The 25,748-nt window shown below is 71.3% G+C and carries 28 protein-coding genes; 15 read left to right on the top strand and 13 right to left on the bottom strand.

The annotated features are described in order from the left end of the window. Positions 1 to 72: 72 nt before the first annotated feature. Together ABZW32_RS10345 and ABZW32_RS10340 are read right to left on the bottom strand one after the other, a co-directional pair. Positions 73 to 894: a DUF3558 family protein gene (locus ABZW32_RS10345; RefSeq protein ID WP_356213882.1), complete on the bottom strand. Its 822-nt coding sequence runs from the start codon at positions 892 to 894 to the stop codon at positions 73 to 75. 124 nt (positions 895 to 1,018) lie between these two features. Further along, a complete protein-coding gene (locus tag ABZW32_RS10340; RefSeq protein WP_356213880.1) occupies positions 1,019 to 1,921 on the bottom strand; it encodes a DUF3558 domain-containing protein in 903 nt (300 codons plus the stop codon). Between the two features lie 187 nt (positions 1,922 to 2,108). Between ABZW32_RS10340 and ABZW32_RS10335 the strand changes: the two genes are divergently transcribed. Further along, positions 2,109 to 3,302, top strand: coding sequence for an RtcB family protein (locus ABZW32_RS10335; protein ID WP_356213878.1), 1,194 nt, complete (start codon positions 2,109 to 2,111; stop codon positions 3,300 to 3,302). 58 nt (positions 3,303 to 3,360) lie between these two features. Here ABZW32_RS10335 and ABZW32_RS10330 read toward each other — a convergent pair whose 3' ends face one another. Both ABZW32_RS10330 and ABZW32_RS10325 read right to left on the bottom strand, forming a co-directional pair. Beyond that, on the bottom strand, positions 3,361 to 4,158 hold the full coding sequence (locus ABZW32_RS10330; RefSeq protein ID WP_356213876.1) for an LAGLIDADG family homing endonuclease: 798 nt from the start codon (positions 4,156 to 4,158) through the stop codon (positions 3,361 to 3,363). A 198-nt stretch (positions 4,159 to 4,356) separates the two neighbouring features. Next, entirely contained in the window at positions 4,357 to 4,839 is a 483-nt protein-coding gene (locus ABZW32_RS10325; RefSeq protein WP_356213874.1) for a Uma2 family endonuclease, read from the bottom strand. 263 nt (positions 4,840 to 5,102) lie between these two features. Between ABZW32_RS10325 and ABZW32_RS10320 the strand changes: the two genes are divergently transcribed. Then, positions 5,103 to 5,777, top strand: coding sequence for a polysaccharide deacetylase family protein (locus ABZW32_RS10320; protein WP_356213872.1), 675 nt, complete (start codon positions 5,103 to 5,105; stop codon positions 5,775 to 5,777). Here the strand turns inward: ABZW32_RS10320 and ABZW32_RS10315 are convergent. After that, positions 5,774 to 6,541 carry an SDR family oxidoreductase gene (locus ABZW32_RS10315; protein WP_356213870.1) on the bottom strand — a complete coding sequence of 256 codons (768 nt, stop codon included), beginning with the start codon at positions 6,539 to 6,541 and terminating at the stop codon, positions 5,774 to 5,776. The genes ABZW32_RS10320 and ABZW32_RS10315 overlap by 4 nt on opposite strands. Positions 6,542 to 6,626: 85 nt before the next feature. After that, positions 6,627 to 6,959, bottom strand: a complete 333-nt coding sequence (locus tag ABZW32_RS10310) for a YnfA family protein (RefSeq protein WP_356213868.1) — start codon at positions 6,957 to 6,959, stop codon at positions 6,627 to 6,629. 138 nt (positions 6,960 to 7,097) lie between these two features. On the opposite strand from ABZW32_RS10310, the gene ABZW32_RS10305 reads away from it, so the two are divergent. Further along, positions 7,098 to 7,535: a hypothetical protein gene (locus ABZW32_RS10305; protein WP_356213866.1), complete on the top strand. Its 438-nt coding sequence runs from the start codon at positions 7,098 to 7,100 to the stop codon at positions 7,533 to 7,535. Here the strand turns inward: ABZW32_RS10305 and ABZW32_RS10300 are convergent. The 3 genes from ABZW32_RS10300 to ABZW32_RS10290 are packed head-to-tail and all read right to left on the bottom strand — an operon-like array spanning position 7,523 to position 10,428. After that, positions 7,523 to 9,193, bottom strand: a complete 1,671-nt coding sequence (locus ABZW32_RS10300; protein WP_356213864.1) for an FAD-dependent monooxygenase — start codon at positions 9,191 to 9,193, stop codon at positions 7,523 to 7,525. The genes ABZW32_RS10305 and ABZW32_RS10300 overlap by 13 nt on opposite strands. 42 nt (positions 9,194 to 9,235) lie before the next feature. Continuing rightward, positions 9,236 to 9,970, bottom strand: a complete 735-nt coding sequence (locus ABZW32_RS10295) for a Mut7-C RNAse domain-containing protein (RefSeq protein WP_356213862.1) — start codon at positions 9,968 to 9,970, stop codon at positions 9,236 to 9,238. Positions 9,971 to 10,011: 41 nt separating this feature from the next. After that, positions 10,012 to 10,428: a helix-turn-helix domain-containing protein gene (locus tag ABZW32_RS10290; protein ID WP_356213860.1), complete on the bottom strand. Its 417-nt coding sequence runs from the start codon at positions 10,426 to 10,428 to the stop codon at positions 10,012 to 10,014. 169 nt (positions 10,429 to 10,597) lie between these two features. Here ABZW32_RS10290 and ABZW32_RS10285 point away from each other — a divergent pair, with 169 nt between their 5' ends. Beyond that, positions 10,598 to 11,497: an NADP-dependent oxidoreductase gene (locus ABZW32_RS10285; RefSeq protein ID WP_356213947.1), complete on the top strand. Its 900-nt coding sequence runs from the start codon at positions 10,598 to 10,600 to the stop codon at positions 11,495 to 11,497. 240 nt (positions 11,498 to 11,737) lie between these two features. Here the strand turns inward: ABZW32_RS10285 and ABZW32_RS10280 are convergent, their stop codons facing one another. After that, positions 11,738 to 12,244, bottom strand: coding sequence for a GNAT family N-acetyltransferase (locus ABZW32_RS10280; protein WP_356213858.1), 507 nt, complete (start codon positions 12,242 to 12,244; stop codon positions 11,738 to 11,740). Between the two features lie 581 nt (positions 12,245 to 12,825). Continuing rightward, entirely contained in the window at positions 12,826 to 13,437 is a 612-nt protein-coding gene (locus tag ABZW32_RS10275) for a hypothetical protein (RefSeq protein WP_078950404.1), read from the bottom strand. Between the two features lie 133 nt (positions 13,438 to 13,570). On the opposite strand from ABZW32_RS10275, the gene hemL reads away from it, so the two are divergent. The 8 genes from hemL to ABZW32_RS10235 all read left to right on the top strand — a co-directional run bounded on the left by hemL (position 13,571) and on the right by ABZW32_RS10235 (position 21,864). Beyond that, positions 13,571 to 14,893 carry a glutamate-1-semialdehyde 2,1-aminomutase gene (hemL, locus tag ABZW32_RS10270; protein WP_356213856.1) on the top strand — a complete coding sequence of 441 codons (1,323 nt, stop codon included), beginning with the start codon at positions 13,571 to 13,573 and terminating at the stop codon, positions 14,891 to 14,893. Further along, the gene (locus ABZW32_RS10265) at positions 14,890 to 15,564 is read left to right on the top strand and encodes a histidine phosphatase family protein (protein ID WP_266839717.1); all 675 of its coding nucleotides are present in this window, start codon (positions 14,890 to 14,892) and stop codon (positions 15,562 to 15,564) included. The genes hemL and ABZW32_RS10265 overlap by 4 nt, the downstream gene beginning before the upstream one ends. 176 nt (positions 15,565 to 15,740) lie before the next feature. Beyond that, on the top strand, positions 15,741 to 16,988 hold the full coding sequence (locus ABZW32_RS10260; protein ID WP_356213854.1) for a hypothetical protein: 1,248 nt from the start codon (positions 15,741 to 15,743) through the stop codon (positions 16,986 to 16,988). A gap of 77 nt (positions 16,989 to 17,065) precedes the next feature. After that, positions 17,066 to 17,725 (top strand): TlpA disulfide reductase family protein, encoded by a 660-nt coding sequence (locus ABZW32_RS10255; RefSeq protein ID WP_356213852.1) that lies wholly within the window; start codon positions 17,066 to 17,068, stop codon positions 17,723 to 17,725. Positions 17,726 to 17,729: 4 nt separating this feature from the next. Continuing rightward, positions 17,730 to 18,506 carry a cytochrome c biogenesis protein CcdA gene (locus ABZW32_RS10250; protein WP_356213850.1) on the top strand — a complete coding sequence of 259 codons (777 nt, stop codon included), beginning with the start codon at positions 17,730 to 17,732 and terminating at the stop codon, positions 18,504 to 18,506. Positions 18,507 to 18,519: 13 nt separating this feature from the next. Then, on the top strand, positions 18,520 to 20,256 hold the full coding sequence (locus tag ABZW32_RS10245) for a cytochrome c biogenesis protein ResB (protein ID WP_356213848.1): 1,737 nt from the start codon (positions 18,520 to 18,522) through the stop codon (positions 20,254 to 20,256). Continuing rightward, a complete protein-coding gene (ccsB, locus tag ABZW32_RS10240; RefSeq protein WP_356213846.1) occupies positions 20,253 to 21,335 on the top strand; it encodes a c-type cytochrome biogenesis protein CcsB in 1,083 nt (360 codons plus the stop codon). The genes ABZW32_RS10245 and ccsB overlap by 4 nt, the downstream gene beginning before the upstream one ends. A gap of 25 nt (positions 21,336 to 21,360) precedes the next feature. Continuing rightward, positions 21,361 to 21,864, top strand: coding sequence for an SRPBCC domain-containing protein (locus ABZW32_RS10235; protein ID WP_356213844.1), 504 nt, complete (start codon positions 21,361 to 21,363; stop codon positions 21,862 to 21,864). Here ABZW32_RS10235 and ABZW32_RS10230 read toward each other — a convergent pair. Both ABZW32_RS10230 and ABZW32_RS10225 read right to left on the bottom strand, forming a co-directional pair. Further along, complete coding sequence (locus ABZW32_RS10230) at positions 21,840 to 22,388, bottom strand: hypothetical protein (protein ID WP_356213842.1); 549 nt, start codon at positions 22,386 to 22,388, stop codon at positions 21,840 to 21,842. The two genes, ABZW32_RS10235 and ABZW32_RS10230, sit on opposite strands and share 25 nt — an antisense overlap. Before the next feature lie 73 nt (positions 22,389 to 22,461). Next, positions 22,462 to 22,797 (bottom strand): PLD nuclease N-terminal domain-containing protein, encoded by a 336-nt coding sequence (locus ABZW32_RS10225; protein WP_356213840.1) that lies wholly within the window; start codon positions 22,795 to 22,797, stop codon positions 22,462 to 22,464. Between the two features lie 90 nt (positions 22,798 to 22,887). On the opposite strand from ABZW32_RS10225, the gene ABZW32_RS10220 reads away from it, so the two are divergent. From ABZW32_RS10220 to mqnP, 3 genes are read left to right on the top strand one after another with little or no spacing between them, the layout of a single operon-like run. After that, complete coding sequence (locus tag ABZW32_RS10220) at positions 22,888 to 24,345, top strand: menaquinone biosynthesis decarboxylase (RefSeq protein ID WP_356213838.1); 1,458 nt, start codon at positions 22,888 to 22,890, stop codon at positions 24,343 to 24,345. After that, positions 24,342 to 24,827: a hypothetical protein gene (locus tag ABZW32_RS10215; RefSeq protein WP_356213836.1), complete on the top strand. Its 486-nt coding sequence runs from the start codon at positions 24,342 to 24,344 to the stop codon at positions 24,825 to 24,827. The genes ABZW32_RS10220 and ABZW32_RS10215 overlap by 4 nt, the downstream gene beginning before the upstream one ends. Beyond that, positions 24,824 to 25,747, top strand: coding sequence for a menaquinone biosynthesis prenyltransferase MqnP (gene mqnP / locus ABZW32_RS10210; RefSeq protein WP_356213834.1), 924 nt, complete (start codon positions 24,824 to 24,826; stop codon positions 25,745 to 25,747). Before ABZW32_RS10215 ends, mqnP begins: the two co-directional genes overlap by 4 nt. Position 25,748 lies beyond the last annotated feature (1 nt).

Raw genomic sequence — 25,748 nt, 5'->3', positions numbered from 1 at the left:
CGAGCTACGGCAGGCACAGCGTACGGGTGACTGCGCGTCACCCGTTCCCCAGGACCCCTTACCGCCCGCCGCCTACTGCTGCGGGGAAGCGGAACCCGACGGCGAAGCCGAACCGGAAGGCGAAGCGGAACCGGACGGAGCCTGGTCGGGAGCGGCGTCGCCCTTGTTGGCGGAGTCGACCGCGTTCACCGCGTCGCGGGCCGCCGCGACGGCGTCCTGGAGCAGCTTCGCCTGGTCGGGGGCACCGGCGCCCTCGTAGGCGGCACCGTTGTAGTCGAGCGTGACGACCACGTTGTGGGTACGGACCACGAGGGTGGTGTTGAAGAAGTCGACGTCCTTCTTCACCCCGTACGCGACCGAGGAACCCTGGTCGCCGATCCCGCCGGCCTGCTCCACCTTGACGTCGTGCGCGCCCTCGGTGGTCTTCGCCAGCTCGATCTGCTTGTTGTACTGCTCCTCGGCGCGCTTGTCACCGCTGCCGAGCGTGGCGTGCGAGTCGTAGCGGACCAGGGAGACGGAGAGCCAGCGGTACTGCGAGCCCTTCACGCCGTCCGTCTGCAGGCCGTTCCAGGAGCAGCTGGCCCGGTTGGCGAGGTCGTTCGACTTCGCGGCCGTACCGTTCTTCTCCTTCGCTTCCGGAACGACCGAATCTATGGTCTTCGACGCGATCGCCTTGCAGGGGTCGGGCAGCTTCGCGAACGCCACCTTCTCCAGGGCGGCCGAGGCCTTCGAGTTCGGCTTGGCGGACGAGGAGGCCGCGGACTTCTTGCCGGAATCCGTGCCCGAGGACTTCTCCGAGCCCGAGTCGGACGAGCACCCGGCGGCGGTGAGGATCACCGGGACGACGGCCGCACAGGCGAGGACACGGGTGAGACGCGAGGCTGATCGGTGCATGGTTCCTTCAGACGTTGGGGACTTCTTACGGGCGCGGGACCCGGGCAACGGTAGCCCGACCGGGTGCCCGCCTGCTGTGCGCGCCGTCACGACGGCCCCGCACGCCCGCTCGGGACGGGGGGCCTCACTCGCTGAAACGCTCGGCCAGGGCCTCCGCCAACTGGCGCGCCTCGTCCTGCGTTTCCGCACTTGAGGGGATTGCGGCGGGTCCGGACGGCTGCACGCTGTACTCGACGGTGACCAGGACGTTGGAGGTGCGGAACACAATCCGCACGGTGCGCGACTGGGCGGCGCTCGCCCCGGCCGGGCTCAGCTTGTCGTCCAGGTACGCCTCGTTGCCGAGCCCTTCCAGAACGCGCGAGCCGAGCTCGGGCGCGGAGGTGGGGGACGCCGGGACGGAGGGCGAAGCGGAGGCGGGGGCGGAAGCCGAGGAGGGCGGGGCGGAAGGAGAACCGGAAGGCTGGGCGGGGGTCGCGGCGGCGCCGGGGGCATTACCGGGGGTGTTACCGGGGGTGGCGCCGGGGGCGGTGCTCGGGGAGGGGGAGCCGGTGATGCCGGGGAAGGGCAGGTGCGCGTCCGTGAGGCGGCGTACGAACACCGTGTGCGCCTTGTCGTCGTCGCTCGCGGCGGCACGGTCGTACGAGACCACGCGCTCGAACGTGACCGACAGCAGCAGGTTCCCCTCGGGCGCCTGCGCGTTCCAGCGGCAGCCGACGTGCCGGTCGCCGTCGAAGGAGGGCTCCGCGGTTCCGGCGTAGAGCTGCTCGCGCTGCTGGGTGGTGAGGGAGTCGGAAGCCGGGAGCATGGCCTTGAGGCGCTTGACGTCGGCGGCCTTGCAGGGCTGTGGCAGGCTGCGGTACTTGCCGGGCTGGGCGGGCGCGGCGGTGCTCCCGCCGCCCTTCTGGTCGCTGGTGATCCCGATGCCGCTGCCGTCGGTGCACCCGGTGAGACCGGTCACTCCGGCCGCGAGTGCGGTGATCATCGCGATACCGGGCAGGACCCGTCGGCGTACCGCCTTGCGCTCCACGTCCACTGGCTCCCTTGGTCCCCTCGGGAAAATCCGTTGCCGCGACTCGGACACGGATGGACACAATGTCTATCGCACACGCTGGTGCCGGCGCCGGTTCCCTGACTGCTTTGGGGCGATGAGCGAGGCTTTTTGCGCATTCCGAGCTTTCTGTGACTTTCTGTGGTTTTCGGGGGATTGGCGTCATATGTCGTATGTAGAGGTGTCCGGGGCCAACGTCCCGATCCGGATGTGGACCGATCCGGCGTCGGTCGAGGACAGCGCCATGCGGCAGTTGCAGAACACGGCGGGCCTGCCCTGGATCAAGGGCCTGGCGGTGATGCCGGACGTCCACTACGGCAAGGGCGCCACGGTCGGCTCGGTCATCGCCATGAAGGACGCGGTCTGCCCGGCGGCGGTGGGCGTCGACATCGGCTGCGGCATGTCGGCGGTGAAGACCTCCCTGACGGCGAACGACCTCCCGGGCGACCTCTCGAAGCTGCGCTCGCGCATCGAGCAGGCGATTCCGGTGGGGGCTGGGATGCACCGCGAGGCCGTGGACCCGGTGCGGCTGTACGGCTTCGGGGACTCCGGGTTCGGGGACCTGTGGGAGCGGTTCGACTACGTCGCGGACGCGGTGAAGTTCCGGCGGGAGCGGGCCATGCGGCAAATGGGAACACTTGGCGCCGGCAACCACCACTCGGAAGTCAACATCGATCAGGAAGGTGCAGTGTGGTTGACGCTGCACTCCGGATCCCGGGGCATCGGCAACCAGCTGGCCGAGTACCACATCGGCGTCGCGCGGGGGCTCTCGCACAATCAGGGGCTGATCGACAGGGACCTCGCGGTCTTCCTCGCGGAGACCCCGGAAATGGCCGCGTACCGGCATGACCTCTACTGGGCGCAGGAGTACGCCAAGTACAACCGCGCCGTGATGATGAGCCTGATGAAGGAGGCCCTCCGGAAGGAGTTCCGGAAGGCGAAGGTCTCGTTCGAGCAGGAGATCAGCTGCCATCACAACTATGTGGCGGAGGAGCGCTACGACGGTGTGGACCTGCTGGTGACGCGGAAGGGCGCGATCCGCGCGGGCGGCGGAGAATACGGGATCATCCCTGGCTCGATGGCGACCGGCACGTACATCGTGAAGGGGCTGGGCAACAAAGCTGCTTTCAACTCCGCCTCGCACGGTGCGGGCCGGCGGATGAGCCGTGCGGCGGCCAAGCGGCGGTTCTCGACGCGCGACCTGGAAGAGCAGACCAGGGGTGTGGAGTGCCGTAAGGACTCCGGTGTCGTCGACGAGATCCCGGCCGCGTACAAGCCGATCGAGCAGGTCATGGAGCAGCAGAGGGACCTCGTGGAGGTCGTGGCCAAGCTCAGGCAGGTCGTCTGCATCAAGGGTTGAGCTCCTGGACGGAAGGGGTCCGGATCGTGGAGATCCGGGCCCCTTCGGCACGGAGTCGTCAGCTCCTCGGCCAGGGGCCGCAACCGGTCCGCAGGCGCGTGAGGCGCTGTTTGCAGCCCGACTCCGAGCGTCCCAGTTCGACTGCTGCCGCAGCAGGGTCACCGAGGGCGAGCAGCTTCAGGTCCTCGGCCGTCGTCCAGCGGCGGCGTGGGACCACCCGTGGCATATCCGCAGGCCGGAGCCAGGTGGACAGTGCCGCTGCGCTTGCCTTCTTGCGCTCCAGGGCGAGGCAGCCGTCGTAGTACAGGTGCGCGGCCAGTTCCATGCTCGGTTCTTTGGTGTAGATGACGTTGTAGACGCCATCGCGGGCATTGCGCTTGATCGTGCGCTCGGCCCCGGTGAGCTTCTTCACGTAATGGCACAGGTAGGCGCCGATCGCGGTGCTGGCCGTCGTGAGAGACACGAACGGCAGTCCCTGGCCGGTGTATCCGACTGACCCGTCGGCATCGATGATGCCGCGAAGGTAGTCGCGGCGGGAGAATTCCATGCGGGGCGGAGTGATCGTCTTGGACTTGCGCCCGTAGGGGATTCCGAGCTCGTTGACGATGGTGCGTGCTTCCAGAGCGCAGACCGCCCAAGTGGCCGTGTGACTCGACTCGGCGAAATTCGTGGACCGGGTGCGCTCGCTGACGGAGCTGTTGTACGGGGTGAGGCGCTGGAACTCGCGCAGGAGATCAATGTCCCGCGCGTTGAGTTCGACTGTGAGACGCCCTCGCTGGCGACTCTGCTGTGACAGGTGTCCGTCGGCCTGGAGGAACCCGAACATGTAGGCGTAGCGGGGGTCTTGGAGGTCCATGAAGCGTGTGGGGGCGCTAGGGTCCTGATCAGCCACAGGGAGTGCCTTCCCTCGTCGGTGAGGCCCTCGGCCGGGACTGCCATCCCGGTCGGGGGCCGTTTGGGTTGTCACCGAACGTAGGTGTCGCCGCGCGCGGAATTGGGGGGATTTCCGGCGCTTCACTCGAACGTGTGGCGGAATTTCACGTTCCTGTGCGTGTTACTCCTGGTCGCCGTCGAGGAGGAGGTCCACCGGGAGCTCGAGGGTTACTCCGACGTACTCCGGGACCGTGATGGAAGTGCCGCGCTTGTGGGACGTGCGGAGGCGGTAGGTGCCGTTGCGCGGGTCGCGGCAGACGACGACCTCGTCGTGGCGGCGGTCGGCGATGACGTAGAAGGGGACGTCGGCCTTCGCGTAGGAGTCGACCTTGGAGCCGAGGTCGTCCGACCAGTTCGACGAGGTCACCTCGACGATGAGGCGGAACACCTCGGGTGAATAGCAGTTGTTCCGCCCCTTGAAGTCCAGGAAGTCCTTCCTGACGAGCGCGAAGTCCGGGACGGCGTAGTCGGCGGGCCCTGTGGGCAGCCAGATGCCGATGCCCTGGAGGTAGCGCAGACCCGCCTCCTTGGCCCCGGCCTCGAAGAACCTTTCGGTCAGCCAGCTCAAAGTGAGCGCGTGCTCTCCGTCGGCAGGTGGTGTCACGATGAGCCTCCCCTGGAGAATCTCCACTCGGTGCCTGGGAAGCTCCTTTGAGAGTCGATCGGCGGCTTCCGCGATCGTGGTCTCGTGTTGCATCACGGCCATAGCTTCCTCCCTTTCGCGGCTCACGCTTTCGGATCGTAGCGGCGCCCACCGACAATTCGCGCGGATTCACCCATACGGGCCTGACGGGGCGCGTGCGTCGCAACTCCGGCTCCCTGTAAGGGGGTTGACGGGTTCGGTTGGTCTAGACCAGGGTGTGCGGCATGTGGAGAACTCGTGTGTTCGTCGCCGCTCTCGCGTCGTTGTCGCTCGCCCTCGGGGCCGCCGGGTCGGCCGAGGCCGGGGTGGGGCTGCCGCCCGTGGTGTCGCACGTGCCGACCCAGGACAAGGTCGTCTTCATCACGATCGACGACGGCTGGACCCACGACCCCGAGGCCGCGCGGATCCTGCTGGAGGAGCGGGTGCCGGTGTCGCTGTTCCTGCTGCCGGGGGCGACCGCGTACGACACCGGGTACTTCACCGCGCTCACCGGACAGGGCCGGGCGACGGTGGAGAACCACACCGTGAACCACCCCGACCTGACCACCCTCGACGCCGCCGGGAAGGACGCCGAGGTGTGCGGCGCCGGGGAGCGGCTGGCGGCGGCCTTCGGGGGGAAGGAGCCGAAGCTGCTGCGGCCGCCGTACGGGGCGGTCGACGACGCCGTGCGGGTCGCGGCGAAGGCGTGCGGGGTGAAGGCGCTGGTGACGTGGACGTACGACTTCACCACCTGGAGCCAGACCCCGCCGACTCCGCAGCTGAAGGCCGGGGACATCGTGCTGCTGCACTTCACGCCGACCCTGGCGGCGGACCTGCGGCGGGCCCTGGACGCGGCGAAGGCCGCCGGGCTGAAGCCGGCGGCCCTCATGCCGCAGCTGAAGGCGGCGGGAGTCCTCTAGAGCTCGCGGTGGACCTTGGTGTTGGAGGCCTGGGCGCGGGGGCGGACGACCAGGAGGTCGATGTTGACGTGGCTGGGGCGGGTGACCGCCCAGGTGACGGTGTCGGCCACGTCGTCGGCGGAGAGGGGCTCCGCGACGCCCTCGTAGACCTTCTCGGCCTTGGCCGCGTCGCCGCGGAAGCGGGTCTTGGCGAACTCCTCCGTCTTGACCATGCCGGGGGCGATCTCGATGACGCGGACGGGCTGGCCGACGATCTCCAGGCGGAGGGTCTCCGCGAGCACGCGGGCGCCGTTCTTGGCGGCGACGTAGCCGGCGCCGCCCTCGTAGGCGGCGTGGCCGGCGGTGGAGGACAGGACGACCACCGTACCGTCACCGCTGGCGGTGAGGGCGGGGAGGAGGGCCTGGGTGACGTTGAGGGTGCCGATGACGTTGACCTCGTACATCGTGCGCCAGTCGGCCGGGTCGCCGGTGGCGACGGGCTCGGCGCCGATGGCGCCGCCGGCGTTGTTGACCAGGACGTCGCAGCGGTCGAGGGAGGCGGCGAAGGCGTCCACGGCGGCGCGGTCGGTGACGTCGAGGGCGTGGGCGGTGGCCTCGTAGCCCGCGTCGGTCAGGTCGCCGGCGAGGGTCTCGATGCGGTCCTTGCGGCGGGCGGTGAGGACGACGTGGTAGCCGGCCGCGGCGAGCTGCCGGGCGGTGGCCGCGCCGATTCCGCTGCTCGCGCCGGTGACTACGGCGGTTCGGGTGGCCGTGCGCGTGCTCATGGGCGGGCTCCTCGTTCGATCGTGGGGACGTTCGCCCGCGGGGTCGTTCGTTCGTACGGGCGAATCCTCGCCAGCATAGGCCGGGTCAGCGGCGCGGCGCGTACATGATCACGGCCATCCCGGCGAGGCAGACGAGGGCGCCGGTGACGTCCCAGCGGTCGGGGCGGTAGCCGTCGGCGACGACGCCCCAGAGGAGGGATCCGGCGACGAAGACGCCGCCGTAGGCGGCCAGCACGCGGGCGAAATCGCCCTGTGGCTGGAGGGTGGCGACGAATCCGTACAGCCCGAGGGCGATGACGCCGGCGCCGATCCAGGCCCAGCCCTTGTGCTCGCGCACGCCCTGCCAGACCAGCCAGGCGCCCCCGATCTCCAGGACGGCGGCGAGGGCGAAGAGGGCGGCGGAGCGTGCGATGAGCATGACCGGAAGCCTACGCAGGCGAATGGGGGAGGGCTCGCCCTCGTTCGTGTGATGGTCCGACCGGGGGGTGGGTGGACTGGCTAGCGTCCGCGCGAGGAGGTGGTGGCGGTGCGCCGTGGTGCCGTACGGAGTGTGGTGGTGGCGGGCTTGCTGGTGCTGGGCGGGGCCGGGCCCGCGGGTGCGTGGGCCGGGCCGGAGGCCGACGTGGCCTACCACGGGCAGGTGTCCCTGGCCCATGGCCGGCTGAGGGTGTGGATGGTGCCGCAGAACGAGGGGCCGTCCGGGGTGCCGAACGCGACGGTGCGGGTGCGGCTGTCGGTCGACCTCGCGGACCGGCAGGAGCTGGCCGAGGGGTGCGCGCGGGCGGGGCAGCGCGAGGTGGTCTGCGAGACGGGTGAGCTGCCGGAGCACGGCAGGGGGCGGCACATCGGGCTGTCGCTGGGGCTGCGGGAGCGGCCGGCCGAGGTGGTGGTGCGGATCGACACGTGGTGGAACGGCGGGGCGACCGACCGCAACCGCGGCAACAACGAGCACGTGGTGCTGGCCCTGGACACGGGCGACGGTTACGCCTTCTGAGGGCCTTGAGGGACCCGGGGGCCGCCGGGTCCCGGCAGGGGGCGGGGCAGCAGCCAGGCGGCGACGGCCGCGGTGAGTTCGGCGTCGGTGGGCCGGGGGGAGCTCCAGGCGACGTATCCGTCGGGGCGTACGAGGACGCACGCGGTGCGCGTCCCGCGGGCCCAGCGGCGGTGGGCGAGGGGGGCTCCGGGCGGGGTGGCGGTGCCGGGCGGGGTGACGAGGACGAAGCCGCCGGTGCGCAGGACCTCGTAGAGGCGCTCTCCGTGGGCGAGGGCGAGGTCGGGGGCGCGCCGGCCGGCGGGGGTGGGGCGGCGGGTGCCGGGCGGGGGCGGGTAGGCGATGCCGATGCCGGAGACGATGCCGAGGGCGCGTTCCCGGGCGGGGCCGATGTGGGCGAGGAGGGCGGCGCCGAGGGCGCGGGCGGTGCGGTGGGCGGGGGTGGCGGCCATGGCGGCGCGGACGATGCTGCCGCTGACGCGCAGGACGAGGCGGCCGACGGGGTGGCGTTCGCGGTGGTAGCTGTCGAGGAGGGCTTCGGGGTCGGGGGCCTGGCCGTGGAGGACGGCGGCGAGTTTCCAGGAGAGGTTGGCGGCGTCCTGGAGGCCGGTGTTCATGCCGAGGCCGCCGGCGGGGGAGTGGACGTGGGCGGCGTCCCCGGCGAGGAAGACGCGGCCGACGCGGTAGTGGGGGACCTGGCGTTCGTCGCTGTGGAAGCGGGACATCCAGCGGGGGTCGTGCATGCCGTGGTCGGTGCCGAGGGCGTCGCGCAGGATGGCGCGGAGTTCGCCGAGGTCGACGGGGGCGGTGTCCGGGGCGTCGGCGTCGCGGCGCCAGCCGATGGCGCGGTACCAGCCGTCGCCGAAGGGGACGAGGAAGCCGAAGGCGTCGGTGGTGCCGTTGACGGCGAGGGCGTCTTCGGGCGGGTCGGTGAGGCGGACGTCGGCCAGGATCATGGAGCGGACGACGGCGCGGCCGGGGAAGGGGAGGCCGAGGGCCTCGCGGACGGTGGAGCGGACGCCGTCGGCGCCGACGACGTGGCGGGCGTGGATCCGGCGGGTGGGGGCGGTGCCGGGGGCGGCTGTCGAGGTGCCGGGGGTGCCGGGGGCGTCCGGGGAATCCGGGGTGGTGGGGCGGAGGTCGAGGGTGACGGTGTCGCGGTCCTGACGCAGGCCGATCAACCGACTGTCGTACTGGATGTCCACCCCTGTGGACAACGCGCGGCGCTCCAGGAGTTTCTCTGTCTCATATTGAGGGGTGATGAGCGCGAACGGGTAGCGCGAACGCAGGTGTTGGAGGGAGAGGGGCATGCCACCGAAGGGGCGTATGCGGTCGATCCGGCGGCCGGTGGTGACGAGCGGGTCGGCGAGTCCGCGGGCGTCGAGCAGTTCGAGGGTGCGGGCGTGCACGGCGAAGGCGCGGGTGAGGTTGGCGGCGGTGCGGGGGCGCCGCTCCACGAGGGTGACGGAGAGTCCGGTGGCGGCGAGGTCGCCGGCGAGCAGGAGTCCGGTGGGTCCTGCGCCGACGACCACGACGTCGACGACGGTCCGGGGGTCCGCGGTGGCGGCGGACCGGGGTTCGGTCGCGGTGACGGCGGACTGGGGTTCGGTCGCGGTGACGGCGGGGTCCATGACGTGCGAGGTGTTCTCGGCTGCGGTCATGGCCGGAGAGTCTGCCGGACGGGGGCCTCCGGGGGGTGGGGATCAGGCGGCGGCGCCGCCGAATTCGGCCATGGCCTCGCCGACGATCCGTTCCAGCCGGGCGTGGTGGGCGCCGCGCCAGTAGACGCGCTCGCAGTCGGTGCACTGCGCGAAGACGTCGTACGAGCGCTGCGTGCCGTGTTCCAGGCGGTCGCCCACGCTGTCCTTGTCGGCCTCGTGCAGGGGGCCGTTGCAGGCGGTGCAGCGGGTCCAGGGGGCGAGGTCGGGGGCGAACCGGCCGAGGACGTCCCGGAGTTGGTCGTCGGGGTTGTCGCTGTACACGTAGGCGCCGGCGAAGATCTCGCGGCGGCGCAGGAGGCCGCGGTCGCGGGAGAGCAGGACGCGGCGTTCGGCGGCGGAGCGGGTGGCGAGCGCGGGGTCGCCGATGTCCTCGTTCTCGTAGGCGGCGTCGACGCCGAGCAGGCGCAGGCGGCGGGCCAGGGTGCCGAGGTGGACGTCGAGGAGGAAGCGCAGCGGGGCGTCGGGGAGCCGTTGCGGGCGGTCCACGCCGAACACCTCGATGGACTGGCCCGCTTGGGGCACGTAGGAGACGGGCACCTCGCGGCCGTCGACGAGGAGGCGGCCGACCTCGGTGAGGGGCACGCCTGCGGATTCGACGACGTGGCCGATGCTGGAGGCGCCGTCGGTGGCGGTCGGTACGCGTTCCGCGCGCCGGCTGGGCGGGGCGAAGAGGCGCAGTTCGGGGGCGAGGGTGAGATGGATGCCGGGACCGTTCACGATCCCAGCATGCCATTGGGGGGCGGGGCGGCGCGCCCGGATTACGTGGTCGCGAGGGCTTCGTCGTAGGCGTCGCGGTGGGCGCTGACGTCGTCGAAGTGGTTCTCCGCCCAGCTCTTCACGGAGGAGAGGAGACAGCCGAGGCTGCCGCCGAGTTCGGTCAGGGCGTAGTCGACGCGCACGGGGACGGTGGGGGTGACGGTACGGCTGACGAGTCCGTCGCGTTCGAGGGAGCGGAGGGTCTGGGTGAGCATCTTCTGGCTGACGCCGGGGATCTTGCGGCCGAGGTCGCTGTAGCGCATGGAGCCGGTCTCGGCCTGGCCGAGGGCGCTGAGGACGAGGCCGACCCACTTGTCGCTGATGCGGGCCAGGAGCTGGCTGGTGGGGCATTCCTTGACGAAGGCGTCGTAGGCGGCGCGGGCTTCGGCACGGCGGGCGGCGGCGGTGCGGGTGGCCATGGGTGCCCACTTCCGGGTCGGGTACGCACTCCCAAGTACGTACTTACGAAAAGAGAGTACCTCTCCCTAAGTTAGTGGTCATCGGGAAGGGCGGAACCGCCCAGCGAACCCGAGCCGAACGACACGAACGACACAGGGGAGACAGAGAATGAGCGAGCAGACGCACACCATGCGGGCAGCGGTCGTCGACGCCTTCGGCGGTCCGGAGCAGGTGCGGGTGGAGCGGGTGCCGGTGCCGCGTCCGGAAGCCGGCCAGGTCCGGATCCGGGTCCGGGCGGCCGGGGTGAACCCGGTCGACGGAGCGGTCCGCGTGGGGGTCTTCGGCGGGGCCGGGCAGCGGCTCGGGTTCGGCTGGGACGTGGCGGGCGAGATCGACGCGGTCGGCCCGGAGGTGGAGGGCTGGACGGTGGGCCGCCGGGTGGTGGGTCTGCACCACGGCCCGGTGAAGCCGCTCGGCACGCACGCCGAGTACGTGGTGCTCGACGCCTCGGCGCTGGCCCAGGCCCCCGGGACGGTGAACGACGCGGCCGCGGCGGCGCTGCCGCTGAGCGGGCTGACGGCCGCCCGCGCGGTGGACCTGCTCGGACTGGCACCCGGCGCGTCCGTGCTGATCACCGGCGCGGCCGGGGTGGTCGGAGGGCTCGCGGTCCAGCTGGCCGTCCGGGCCGGACTGGTGGTGACCGCCCTGGCGGGCGCGGAGGACGAGGCGTTCGTACGGTCGCTCGGCGCGAGCGCCTTCGTGGAGCGCGGCGGGGCACCGGCCGACCCGGTCGACGGGGTCCTGGACGCGGCGGTCCTGGGGGAGGCCGCGCTGGCCTTCGTCCGTGACGGCGGGGTCTACGTCGGGCTCCGCCCGCACGCCGGGCCGGCCGCGGAGCGGGGGATCCGGGTCGAGGAGCAGGAGGTCGCCCCCGACGGCGAGCACCTGGAGCGGCTGGTCGCGCTGGTCGACGCGGGCGAGCTGACGCTCCGGGTCGCGGACACCTTCGACCTCTCGGACGCGGCGAAGGCGCACACCGCCCTCGACACCCCGGGCACGCGCGGCCGACTGGTCCTCACGGTCGCTTGAGCGGCTGAGCGCTTGAGCGCTTGAGCGCTTGAGTGGCTGAGCGGCCGACGGGTTGAAGGGCTGACGGGTTGAAGGGCTGAGGGCCGGCGCCCCGGGGCTCCGGCCGGGCCAGCCCGGCCCGGCGTCCCGGCCCGGTCCGGCCCGGCGTCCCGGCCCGGTCCGGCCCGGCGTCCCGGCCTGGCGGCCCGGCCTGGTCCGGCCCCGCGGCACGCGCACCGAATGGCGGTGGGGAGGGCGGGGTCAGGGGGTGAGGGGGAGGTGCCAGTCGTTGGAGGGGTGCGGGGTGCCCGGGGGGTATTCGAAGTCGACCCGGCCCAGGCAGGTGAAGCCCGCCCGGCGACAGACGGCGTTGGACGCCGGGTGGTCGGTGCCCGGGAAGGCGTGCAGGGCGGTGCGGGAGCCGTGGGCGCGGACGTGGGCGACGAGTTCGGCGAGGGCGACCGCGGCCAGGCCGCGGCCCTGGAACTCCGGGAGCACCGCCCAGCCGGTCTCGTACACCGGCTCGCCGCGCCACTCCCGCTCCCAGAAGCCGATCGACCCGACGCTCTCGGCGCCGAGCACCACCCGGAACATCCGCCCGGCGGCCGGCTCCCGTGCGCTCAGGGCCTCGTAGCGGCGCTGCCGGTCGGCGAGCTTCTCCTCTGACTCGGGCCCGCCGAGGTGCGCGGTCATCTCCGCCGAGTTGCATCGTGACAGCAGCCAGAAGTCGTCCTCGCCCCAGGGCTCCAGCCGTACGCGCGTCTCCATGCGGCCACTCTGCCCCGTGGGCCGGGGGGCGGAAAGAGGTGAGAGGGGGCGCGTGGGGCGCGCGGAGTGGGGTAGCGGGCCAGTCCGAAGTGCGCGAAAGGAATCTTCATGGACACGGCGGCTTCGTTCATCGCAAAGCGCCACATCTTCACCGTGCTCGATGGGGACGGGACGGCGTGATCTCCCGGCACGAGTACCTGTCCCGCCCCGAGCGGGTCGCGGTCGCCCGCACCGCCCACGAGCGGGTGTTCGCCTCGATGGATGCGGACGGCGACGGGGCGTTGGACCGGGCGGAGTTCGCGCGGCTGCGGGAGGGGCTGGGCAATCCGGCCGACAACGCGGGCCCGGCGTTCGACGCGCTGGACGAGGCCGGCGGCGGCCACGGGCGCGTCGGCCGGGACGCCTGCCCGGCCTCGATCCGCAGCTACGTCACGCACGGCACCTCACGCAGGGCACGTCAGCGATGGCGGAAGCACTGCACACGGCCGCCGCCCGCCGAGACCGGCACCGCCGACCCCGCACCGCCCCGCCCCGCCGTACGACCGGGACGGGACGGGACGGGACGGGACGGGACCGGCCGGTCAGGGCCAGACGAGGCAGTACGGCTGGTGGCCGGCCTCGTGGAGGCGGTGGGAGAAGTCCTGCCACTCGTGCAGCAGCTGGTAGACGTTGAAGGCGTCCCGGGGGCCGCCCCGGTCCGGGACGGTCGACCAGATGAAGGCGGCCGCGCCGACCGACTCCTCGCCGACGCCGCGCAGCGGATCGACCACCGTCATCGGCAGCTTGACCACGGCGTAGTCGGGGTGCAGGACGACCAGCTCCAGCGGGGGCACCTTGTGCAGGGGTATGCCCTCGATGCCGGTCAGGACCATCGCGGCGACCGTCTCCGGCTTGATCTTGGTGAACATGCCGCCCATGCCGAGCTCGTCGCCGCCCAGCTCCTCGGGCCGCATCGTCTGGGGCACCCGCGCGGCCGTGGCGCCGTCGGGGGCGCCGAAGTACTTGTAGGTCACTCCCATGCCGCGGCCCTTGGGGAGGCCGTCCTCGCCGTCCGGCGTCCGGGTGGGACCCGGTACGGGATCGGCCGCTTCGGCGCCGTGGCGCCGGTGCTTGCCGCGACGGGCTCGGGCATCACGGGCGCGCTGCGGGTCCAGGCCGTCCGTACCCTCGCCCGGTCCACCACCGCGTTGCATATCTCCACCCGACACGTATTGCCTGCCCCGGCCCCGCGGCCCCCGCCACGCAGCCTGATCATCATGGCAGTGACCTCCCCCGCGGCGGCGCGGTGAAACGCCCGTCCGCAAGTCTGTCGCGGCCTCTGAGACCATGGCTGGTGTGAGCTACCCGTACCCGTATGAAGCCCCAGTTTCGCAGACGCTCTTCGAGCGCGCGTCCCTCGTGACCCCCGGCGGCGTGAACTCTCCCGTGCGCGCCTTCCGTGCCGTGGGCGGTACGCCCCGGTTCATGGTGTCCGGTACCGGTCCCTATCTGACCGATGCCGACGGGCGCGAGTACGTCGACCTGGTCTGCTCGTGGGGGCCGATGATCCTCGGCCATTCCCACCCCGAGGTGATCGAGGCCGTGCAGGCCGCGGTCGCCCGCGGCACCTCCTTCGGCACGCCCGGTGAGGGCGAGGTCGCGCTCGCCGAGGAGATCGTCGCCCGTATCGAGCCCGTCGAGCAGGTGCGCCTGGTGTCCTCTGGCACCGAGGCGACCATGTCGGCGATCCGGCTGGCCCGCGGCTTCACCGGCCGCGCCAAGGTCGTGAAGTTCGCCGGCTGCTACCACGGTCACGTCGACGCGCTCCTGGCCGCCGCCGGTTCCGGCCTGGCGACCTTCGCCCTGCCGGACACCCCCGGTGTGACCGGCGCGCAGGCCGGCGACACGATCGTGCTCCCCTACAACGACCTCGACGCGGTGCGGGCGGCGTTCGCCGCGCACCCGGGCGAGATCGCCTGCGTGATCACCGAGGCCGCGCCCGGCAACATGGGCGTGGTGACCCCGGGCGAGGGCTTCAACCAGGGGTTGGCCGATCTGTGCCGGGAGAACGGCGCGCTGTACATCTCCGACGAGGTGATGACCGGTTTCCGTACCTCCCGCGCGGGTTGGTACGGCGTGGACGGGGTCAAGCCCGACCTGATGACCTTCGGCAAGGTCATGGGAGGCGGCTTCCCGGCGGCGGCGTTCGGCGGTCGTGCGGACGTCATGGGCCACCTGGCCCCGGCCGGCCCGGTGTACCAGGCGGGCACGCTCTCCGGTAACCCGATCGCCACCGCGGCCGGTCTCGCGCAGCTGCGGCTGCTGGACGCGGCGGCGTACGAGAAGGTCGACGCGGTCTCCGCGGAGATCCAGGGTCTGGTGACGGCGGCGCTGGCCAAGGAGGGCGTGGCGCACCGGCTGCAGACGGCCTCCAACATGTTCTCGGTGTTCTTCACCGAGGACGAGGTCCGCAACTACGACGACGCGAAGAAGCAGGAAGGGTTCCGCTTCAACGGGTTCTTCCACTCGATGCTGGCGCAGGGCGTCTACCTGCCGCCGTCGGCGTTCGAGTCGTGGTTCGTGTCCACCGCCCACGACGAGCGCGCCGTGGAGCGCATCGCGGCCGCGCTGCCCGCCGCCGCCCGAGCCGCCGCGGAGGCGACCGCATGAGCGACATCACCGTCGTCCACCTGATGCGGCACGGCGAGGTGCACAATCCGGACGGGGTGCTCTACGGGCGCCGGGCCGGGTACCACCTCTCCGAGCTGGGCCGGCAGATGGCCGACCGGGTGGCCGAGCACCTCCAGGACCGGGACGTCACGCACGTGGTGGCCTCCCCGCTGGAGCGGGCGCAGGAGACGGCCGCGCCGATCGCGAAGGTGCACGGCCTGGAGCTGGCGACGGACGGCCGGCTGATCGAGGCGGGCAACGTCTTCGAGGGCAAGACCTTCGGCGTCGGCGACGGTGCGCTGCGCAAGCCGGGCAACTGGAAGCACCTGACGAACCCGTTCAAGCCGTCGTGGGGCGAGCCGTACGTCGAGCAGGTCGTACGGATGATGAGCGCGATCGAGGCGGCGCGGGACGCGGCGCGCGGGCACGAGGCGGTGGCGGTCAGCCACCAGCTGCCGATCTGGATCGTGCGGAGCTTCGCGGAGAAGCGGCGGCTGTGGCACGACCCGCGGCGCCGGCAGTGCACGCTGGCCTCGCTGACCTCGTTCACGTACCAGGGCGACAAGCTGGTGTCGGTGGGCTACAGCGAGCCGGCGCGGGACCTGGTCCCGGCGCACCTCCTGGCCGGAGCGAAGCCGGTGAAGGGCAAGTCCAAGGCCTTCGGCGCCTGACGCCACCCCCGACGGGCCCGTCCCCATCCGGGGGCGGGCCCGCGGTGTCTCCGGGTCTCTCCGAGGGCCCCGAGGGCAAAGCCGGGTCATGGGCAGGCCTAATTTCATACAAGTCGCGCACATGGTGACGTGTCGATGGGTCGACATCCCGAGAATGTCCGTTTATATGACATTTCATGAGCGACGTACGCGACGTCAGTCGAAGGGGATTGCTCGGGTTCGGACTCGGTGCCGCCGCCGCGATCGGGCTCGCCGGCTGCGGTGGCGGCGGGGGCGGGTCCGGGTCCGGGGCGGGTAAGCACGGCCCGATAACGGCCGGCGACGGCTCCGCTCCGCCCGCCGCGGTCCGGGTGATCGGCGACGGCTCCACCGCCGACACCGGACCGCAGCCGCACCAGCCGCCCCGGCCCGTCCCCCTGGAGCCCGGTCAGACCCCGCCGCAGTTCGTCGTCTTCAGCTGGGACGGCGCGGGCGAGGTCGGCAACGGCCTCTTCCCCCGCTTCCTCAAGCTCGCGGGCGAGCACGGCGCGGCGATGACCTTCTTCCTCTCCGGCCTCTACCTCCTGCCGGAGTCGAAGAGCGGCCTGTACCACCCCCCGAACAACCCCGTCGGCGCCTCCGACATCGGCTACCTCAAGGACGAGAACGTCCGCAACACCCTCCACTTCGTCCGCCAGGCCTGGCTCGACGGCCACGAGATCGGCACCCATTTCAACGGCCACTTCTGCGCCGGTTCCGGTTCCGTCGCGCACTGGAGCCCGGAGGACTGGCGCTCGGAGATCGACCAGGCGGTGGCGTTCGTCACCAACTGGCGCACCAACACCGGCTTCACCGACCTCGAACCGCTCCCCTTCGACTACCGCAAGGAGCTCATCGGCGCCCGCACCCCCTGCCTCCTCGGCCAGGAGGGCCTGCTGCCGACCGCCGCCCGCCTCGGCTGGCGCTACGACTCCAGCTCCTCCGGGGGCCTGCAGCAGTGGCCGGCGAAGAAGGAGGGCGTCTGGGACCTGCCCCTGCAGTCACTGCCCTTCCCCGGGCACACGTTCGAGGTGCTGAGCATGGACTACAACATCCTCGCCAACCAGTCGCGGAACACCACCCGGGGTGTGCCCTCCAACTACCCCGCCTGGCGCTCCCAGGCCACCGCCACCTATCTCGGCGGCTTCCGCCGCGCCTACGAGACCAACCGCGCGCCCCTGTTCATCGGCAACCACTTCGAGGAATGGAACGGCGGCATCTACATGGACGCCGTCGAGGAAGCCCTCAAGGCCATCGCGGACAAAAAGGACGTACGCCTCGTATCCTTCCGGCAGTTCACCGACTGGCTCGACGTCCAGGACCAAAAACTGCTGGCCAGGCTGCGGTCCCTGGCCCCCGGACAGGCCCCGCCCGGCGGCTGGTCCGCGTACCTTTCGGCCGTCTGACCGGTACTGACCAGCGCCTTAACAACCCCGTCGGGGGGTGCGGAAGATCGGCAAATCGCCCATGCGAAACTTTTCACATGAGCCTTAGCCGCGCCCGTGCCCGTCGTAGTAGCCGCCGCTCGACCAGCCGCCGCTCGACCGGCGGCCGCGCCGTCCTGCTGACCGCGGTGACCCTCGCGAGCACCCTCGCCCTGTCGGCGTGCAGCGACGCGGACGGCGGCGGCAAGCCCTCCGGCTCGGCCGGGGGCAACTACGTGACCGGCCCCAACGGCATCTCCACCGTGGCCAAGGCCGACCGCGTCGACGCCCCCAAGCTCGACGGCGAGACCGTGGACGGCAAGACCGCCGACACCACCGCCCTCAAGGGCAAGGTCGTCGTCCTCAACGTGTGGGGCTCCTGGTGCCCGCCGTGCCGGGCCGAGGCACCGTACTTCGCGAAGGTCTCCAAGGAGATGGCCGACGCCGGCAAGGACGTCGCCTTCGTCGGGATGAACACCCGCGACAGCAGCAAGCAGAACGCCACCGCCTTCGAGGAGAACTTCGGGATCACCTACCCGAGCCTCTTCGACCCGGACGGCAAGCTGATGCTCCGCTTCCCCAAGGGCACGCTCAACCCGCAGTCCATCCCCTCCACGATCGTCCTCGACAAGGAGGGCAAGATCGCCGCCCGCACCCTCGTCGCGGTCAACGAGGAGCAGCTGCGCTCGATGATCGACCCGCTCCTCGCGGAGAAGTGACCCCGTGGTCACCGCGCACCTCCTCGCCGCCGAAGCCACCGGTGTGAACACCACCGTGCTCAACGGCGCGCTGCTGCTGGCCCTGCCGCTCTCGCTGCTGGCCGGGCTGGTCTCCTTCTTCTCCCCCTGCGTCCTGCCGCTGGTCCCCGGCTACCTGTCCTACGTGACCGGCGTCGGCGGCGCCGACCTCGCCGAGGCGCGCCGCGGCCGGATGCTGGCGGGCGCGAGCCTGTTCGTGCTCGGCTTCACCGCCGTCTTCGTCTCGACCGGCGCGCTCTTCGGCTACTTCGGGGACACCCTCGCCGCCAACAAGGACGTCATCTCCCGGGTGCTCGGCGGGGTGGTGATACTCCTCGGCTTCTTCTTCATGGGGTGGATCCCCGGCCTGACGATGCGCGAGTTCCGCTTCCACAGGAAGCCGGCGGCCGGTCTGCTCGGGGCGCCGCTGCTCGGCGTGCTCTTCGGGGTCGGCTGGAGTCCCTGCATGGGTCCGACGCTCGCGGCGGTCAACACCCTCTCCATCGACCAGGCGACCGCCGGCCGCGGGGCCCTGCTCACCGTGGTGTTCTGCCTCGGGCTGGGCCTGCCGTTCATCGCCACGGCGCTGGCCTTCCGCAAGGCGCTCGGCGCTTTCGGGTGGGTGAAGAAGCACTATGCATGGGTGATGCGCATCGGCGGCGGCATGCTGATCGTGACCGGTCTGCTGCTCGTCACAGGAATGTGGGCCAGCATCGTCAACGAGATGCAGGGCTGGACCCAAGGCTTCACGGTGGGGATCTGAGGACTACACGCACATGAGTACGACCGACAAGGCGCCCACCGAGGCGCCGCACGAGTCCGACCCCACCGACGAGGCGGCCGGCGCGCAGCTGTCCACCGCCCCCGTCGAGGACGGTCCCGCCGCCCCCGTCGGCATCGGCGTGATCGGCTGGGCCCGCTGGTTCTGGCGTCAGCTCACCTCCATGCGGGTGGCGCTGATCCTCCTCTTCCTGCTCTCGCTCGGGTCCATCCCCGGCTCCCTCATCCCGCAGACCCAGGTCGACGCGATGAAGGTCGCGGACTGGAAGAAGACCCACGAGTTCTGGGTGCCGGCCGCCGAGAAGCTCCAGCTCTTCGACGTCTACAGCTCGGTGTGGTTCTCCGCGATCTACATCCTGCTGTTCGTGTCGCTGATCGGCTGCATCGTTCCGCGCACCTGGCAGTTCGTCGGCCAGCTCACCGGCCGCCCGCCGGGCGCGCCGCGGCGCCTGGACCGGCTGCCGGCGTACACGACGTGGCGTACGGAGAAGTCCCCGGACGAGGTGCTCGCCTCGGCGAAGGGCGTCCTGGGCGGGCGCCGCTTCCGTACGGAGGCGGGCGGGAACTCCGTCGCCGCCGAGAAGGGCTACCTGCGCGAGGCCGGGAACCTGATCTTCCACATCGCCCTGATCGTGATGCTGGTGGCCTTCGCCGCCGGTCAGCTGTTCAAGTCCGAGGGCGGCAAGCTCGTCCTGCGCGGCAAGGGCTTCTCCAACACGCTCACCCAGTACGACGACTTCAAGTACGGCAGCCTCTTCTCCTCGGACGACCTGGCGCCGTTCTCGTTCACGCTGGACAAGTTCGACGCGACGTACGAGAAGACGGGCCCGCAGAAGGGCACCGCGCGCGACTTCAAGGCCTACGTCACCTACAGCGAGGGCGCCGAGGGCGCGCCGCGCAAGGCCGAGATCGAGGTCAACAAGCCCCTGGAGATCGACGGCTCCAAGATCTTCCTGCTGGGGCACGGGTACGCGCCCGTCATCTCGGTGACCGACCCCGCCGGGAAGGTGATCTACAAGGACGCCGTCCCGATGCTGCCCTTCGACGCGAACCTGAGCTCCTCGGGCGCGGTCAAGGTCCCGGACGGCTACCGCAACAAGAAGGGCGAAAAGGAGCAGCTCGGCTTCAACGCCATGTTCGTGCCGACCTTCGCGGGCGAGGGCAAGGGCACGATGCTCTCGCAGTTCCCGGCGCTGGACTTCCCCGTCCTCGCGCTGAGCGCCTACCACGGCAGCCTGGGCGTGGACTCGGGCCTGCCGCAGAACGTGTACCAGCTGAACACCTCCAAGCTGGAGGAGTTCAAGGACGACAAGAACCAGCTGTTCAAGAAGCGGCTGCTGCCCGGTGAGGCGATGGAGCTCCCGGGGGGCGAGGGCACCGTCAGGTTCGAGGGCGTGGAGCGCTGGGCGACCTTCTCGGTCACCCGCCAGCCGGCCAGCGGGCTGGCCCTCGCGGGCGCCATGGCCGCCATCGGCGGTCTGGCCGCCTCCCTGTTCATCCAGCGCCGCCGGGTCTGGGTCCGCGCGGTGCGCGGCGAGGACGGGGTGACCGTCGTCGAGATGGCCGGCCTGGGCCGCAGCGAGTCCGCGAAGCTGCCGGAGGAGCTGTCGGCGCTCTCGGCCGCCCTGTTCGAGCGGGCGCCCTCGGCGCCCGCCGCCGCACCACCCGCAGACGCGGAATCCGCAGGATCCGCGTCATCCGTAGATGAAGCCCACGAAGGAGAGCGCGCATGACGCTGCTCGCGGCCGCTACCAACGAGAGCCTGGCCGATCTCAGCAACAAGCTGGTGTACGCGTCGATGGCGGTCTACACGCTCGCCTTCTTCGCCCACATCACCGAATGGGTCTTCGGCAGCCGCAGCAAGGTGGGCCGTACGGCCGCCGCGCTGACGTCGGCCGCGGCCGGCGCGGCTCCCGCCGTGCAGGTGCGGACCAAGGCCGGCGGCACGGCCGTCCTGGACAGGCCGCAGGTCGTCACCCGCTCCGCCGCGGGCACCCGGGACGTCCCGGACGGCCCCGGCGCGGCGGGCGGCACCGAGAAGGGTGACCTCTACGGGCGGATCGCGGTCTCGCTGACCGTCCTCGGCTTCCTCATCGAGGCGGCCGGCGTGGTCTCCCGCGCGATGTCGGTGCAGCGGGCCCCCTGGGGCAACATGTACGAGTTCTCGGTGACCTTCTCCACGGTGGCCGTCGGCGCGTACCTGGCGCTGCTGGCGCTGAAGAAGAACGTCCGCTGGCTCGGCCTGATCCTGATCACCACCGTCCTGCTGGACCTCGGCATCGCCACCACCTGGCTGTACACCGCCAGTGACCAGCTGGTTCCGGCCCTGCACTCGTACTGGCTGTGGATCCACGTCTCGACCGCGATCTTCTGCGGCGCCGTCTTCTACATCGGCGCGGCGGGCGCGGTGCTCTACCTGTTCCGCGACAGCTACGAGGCCCACCTGGAGGCCGGCCGCACGATCGGCCGGTTCCGTTCCTCGGTGATGGAGCGGCTGCCCTCGGCGGCCTCGCTCGACAAGTTCTCGTACCGCATCAACGCGGCGGTCTTCCCGCTGTGGACGTTCACCATCGTCGCGGGCGCGATCTGGGCCGGCGACGCCTGGGGCCGCTACTGGGGCTGGGACCCCAAGGAGGTCTGGTCCTTCGTGACGTGGGTGGCGTACGCCTGCTACCTGCACGCGCGGGCCACCGCGGGCTGGAAGGGCCGCAAGGCGGCGTACCTGGCGCTGTTCGCCTTCGCCTGCTGGATCTGGAACTACTACGGCGTGAACATCCTGCTCAGCGGCAAGCACTCGTACGCGGGCGTCTGAGCGCGGGCGGTGCGACGCTGGTGGTATGCCTCCTGTGAGCCATGCCACCAGCGAGCCGCGTGAGGGCGGACGCTGGATCGTCCGCTTCGAGACGCACGTGCCCTTCGCCTACGAGGCCGTATGGCCCGCCCTGACCACGGCGGACGGGCTGTACGGCTGGCTGGCGGCGGTGGACGTGCTGGAACGCCGGTTCGGCGGGGCCGTCACCCTGCGCCGGCCGTACACCGGGAACACGGTGTCGGGGAAGGTCACGGCCTGGGACACCGAGCGGGTCGTGGAGTACACGGTCACCGGCGAGGGCCGGCTCCGTTTCCACCTGGACCCGGTGGGCACCGATTCGACGGTCGTCCGCTTCCTCGACGAGCGCACCGGATCCGACGCGGAGCGTCTGGACTGCCTGGCCGCCTGGCACGAGCACTTCGAGGAGCTGGAGGCCGCGCTGGGCGGGCAGCCCGTCGACTGGGCGGCCTGGACCGGGGTCCGGCGGGCGGAGCTGCGGGCGTCCTACGCGTCCTTCTCCAGGACGTAGGCCCCGCGCCGGCCCGATCCCGTCCCCGTCCCGTTGCCGAAGAAGAAGTACAGCTCCAGCGAGCGGCGCGCGTCGCGGCGCAGCTCGAAGGTCCAGGAGTAGCGGCCGGGTGCCTGGGTGACGGTGCCGGCGCGGGTGGCCGTGCCGGTGGCGGCGGGCAGGACCAGGCGCAGGTGCTGGCCGAGGCTGCGGCCGGCGTCGCGGTCCTCGGTGAGCCGCCAGCGGCCGGGGCCGGAGAGCCGCCAGCCGGCGGCGTAGTCGCGTTCCTGGCCGTCGAGGAGGGTCACGGAGGCGCTGCCGTCGGCGCGGAAGACGACCTCGGTGCCGTCGACGCAGCGCCAGGTGCCGACGATCTCGGAGAGGTCGGCGTCGTAGACGGCGGGGACGGGTGGTGTGCCCTGCTGGGGGTTCCAGCCGGTCATGGTGAGCAGCGCGGCGACGAGCACCCCGTAGGCGAGGAGATTGCGCAGGATCGTGTCGACGATCCGCGGACCGCGCTCGCGGGGGGCCCGTGACAGTGGCATGGGCCCATTCTGACAGCCCTATTGAACGCGTTCAATCAACTTTTGCGTCACACCGGGCCGCCCGGGTCCCGGTCTACTGGTCCTTGTCCTTCTCGTCCCGGTTCTCGCGGTTCTCCCGGCCTTCGCGGTTCTCGCGGTTCTCCCGCTCCTCGCCCAGGGACTTCAGGAACTCCGGGTTGTCGTCCGGCGCCACCCACTGCGTGCGCCCCGGACGGCCGCCGCCGACGCCCGCGCGCTTCTTGCCCGCGAACAGCCACACCACCGGCCCGACGATCGAGAAGACCAGGATGATGATCACCCACACCACCTTGGGGAGGTGCTTGACCTCTTCCTCGGGGGTGTTCAGACAGTCGATGAAGGTGTAGATGGTCAGCGCGATGATCAGCAGGAACGGCAGATAGCGCAGCACGGTGTGGGACCGACTCCCCAGCAGTGGCGGCGGGCCCGCGCGGGGCCCCGGTGACGTCCCCAGGGTAGTTGGTGACGGATACTGGGCCCCATGGCTTACGACGATCTCCGCTCGCTGCTCCGGGCTCTGGAGCGGGAGGGCGACCTCAAGCGCATCAAGGCCGAAGTCGACCCGTACCTGGAGATCGGGGAGATCGTCGACAGAGTGAACAAGGCCGGCGGCCCGGCCCTGCTCTTCGAGAACGTCAAGGGCTCGGCGATGCCGCTCGCCATGAACGTCTTCGGGACCGACCGGCGCCTGCTCAAGGCCCTCGGCCTGAAGTCGTACGGCGAGATCAGCGAGAAGATCGGCGGCCTGCTCAAGCCCGAGCTGCCCCAGGGCTTCATCGGCGTCCGCGAGGCCTTCGGCAAGCTCGGCTCGATGGTGCACGTCCCGCCGAGGAAGGTGAAGGGCGAGTCCGCACCCGTCCAGGAGGTCGTCCTCACCGGCGACGACGTCGACCTGGACCAGCTGCCGGCCCTCTTCACCTGGCCCAAGGACGGCGGCTCCTTCTTCAACTTGGGTCTCACCCACACCAAGCACCCCGAGACGGGCGTGCGCAACCTCGGCCTCTACCGCCTCCAGCGCCACGACAAGCGCACCATCGGCATGCACTGGCAGATCCACAAGGACAGCCGCAACCACTACGCCGTCGCCGCCGCGCGCGGCGAGCGGCTGCCGGTCGCGATCGCCTTCGGCTGCCCGCCCGCCGTGACGTACGCGTCGACCGCGCCGCTGCCGGGGGACATCGACGAGTACCTCTTCGCCGGGTTCGTCGCGGGCAAGCGGATCGAGATGGTCGACTGCAAGACGGTCCCGCTCCAGGTCCCGGCCAACGCCGAGGTCGTGGTCGAGGGCTGGCTGGAGCCGGGCGAGATGCTGCCCGAGGGCCCCTTCGGCGACCACACCGGCTTCTACACCCCGCAGGAGCCCTTCCCCGCGCTGAAGATCGACTGCGTGACGATGCGCAAGCGTCCGCTGCTGCAGTCCATCGTGGTCGGCCGGCCGCCGACCGAGGACGGTCCGCTGGGCCGCGCGACGGAGCGCTTCTTCCTGCCGCTCCTCAAGATCATCGTGCCGGACATCGTGGACTACCACCTCCCCGAGTCGGGCGGCTTCCACAACTGCGCGATCGTCTCGATCGACAAGAAGTACCCCAAGCACGCGCAGAAGGTCATGCACGCCATCTGGGGCGCCCACATGATGTCGCTGACCAAGCTGATCATCGTGGTGGACAAGGACTGCGACGTCCACGACCTGCACGAGGTGTCCTGGCGGGCGCTGGGCAACACTGACTACTCCCGCGACCTCACGGTGGTCGAGGGACCGGTGGACCACCTGGACCACGCCTCGTACCAGCAGTTCTGGGGCGGCAAGGCGGGCATCGACGCCACGAAGAAACTGCCGGAGGAGGGTTACACGCGCGACGGCGGCTGGCCCGACATGGTGGAGTCCGATCCCGCGACGGCGGCCCTCGTGGACCGCCGATGGAAGGAGTACGGCCTGTGAGCCCCATCGCCGTGGGCGGTCCCGCCCTCTTCATCGGCAGCGACACCCCCTGCGTCGCCCTGGTGCGCCCCACGATCGACCCGGCCCAGCCGGCGGTCAAGGAGGCCGCCAAGCGCGCCGGAGTCACGCCCGAGGAGTTCGCCGGGCCGTCCGACCAGTGGCAGCTGATCGCCGACCGCACCGACGGCGAGGGGCGCGAGATCGCCCTGAACGACCTCGCCGACGCCGACGCGGGCGCCTTCGCCGAGCGGCTGCTCGCCGCGATCGCCGACCCGGACGCCGAGTTCACCGAGGTGCTGACGGTCGCCGCGCACGACGTGCTGCGCCTGGAAGGCCGCCCGGCGGGCGAGGGCTTCGCCTTCCTGGCCAGCGTCGTCCCGCCGCCCTCCGAGGGAACGCCCCTGCTGGAGGTGGAGATCGGCCCGTCGTCCATCACGGACCTGCGCGCCGAACTCGAACAGTTCCGGAGGTCCCTCGGATGACATCGGCTGCCGAGGACGTCCTCGGGCCGGGCCCCGCACCGCAGTCCGCCGGCAAGGTGAAGGCCTTCCTGCGGCTCGTGATGATCGAGCACTCGGTCTTCGCGCTGCCCTTCGCCTACATCGCCGCCTTCACCGCGATGTTCCGGCTCGACGGGCGCGTGCACTGGCGGGAGCTGCTGCTCGTCACCGTGTGCATGGTGGGCCTGCGGACCTTCGCGATGGCCGCGAACCGGATCATCGACCGGGAGATCGACGCCCGCAACCCGCGCACCGCGGGGCGCGAGCTGGTCACCGGCGCGGTGTCCGTGCGGTCCGCGTGGACCGGGGCCGGGGCCGCGCTCGTGGTCTTCCTCGGCTCGGCGGCGCTGCTGAACCCGCTGTGCCTGGCGCTCGCGCCCGTCGCCGTCGTCCCGATGGTGGTCTACCCGTACGGCAAGCGGTTCACGGACTTCCCGCACGCCATCCTGGGCCTGGCCCAGGCGATGGGGCCGATCGGCGCGTGGCTCGCCGTCACGGGCGAGTGGTCCTGGGAGGCCGTGGTCCTCGGCCTCGCCGTCGGCGTGTGGATCGGCGGCTTCGACCTGATCTTCGCCTGCCAGGACGTGGCCGCGGACCGGGCGGAGGGCGTCAGGTCCGTCCCGGCCCGCTTCGGCGTCCCGGCGGCCCTGTGGGGCGCCCGCGGTGCGCACGTCGTCACCACGGCCCTGCTGGTCTGGTACGCGCTGCTCACCGACGCGGGCCCGCTGTTCTGGTTCGGCCTGCTGGTCGTCGTGGCGGCCTTCTGCTACGAGCACACCATCGTCAAGCCGCACGACCTGTCCCGCCTGAACCGGGCCTTCTTCACGGTCAACGGCTTCATCGGCATCGCCCTCTTTGTGTGCTCTCTCGCCGATCTCGTGGTGCGGGGTCTGACGGTCTGAG

Source organism: Streptomyces sp. NPDC004667 (assembly GCF_040609475.1).
Classification (GTDB): domain Bacteria; phylum Actinomycetota; class Actinomycetes; order Streptomycetales; family Streptomycetaceae; genus Streptomyces.
The sequence above is the reverse complement of the archived record's forward strand: the minus strand, read 5'-3'. Positions and strand labels throughout refer to the sequence as shown.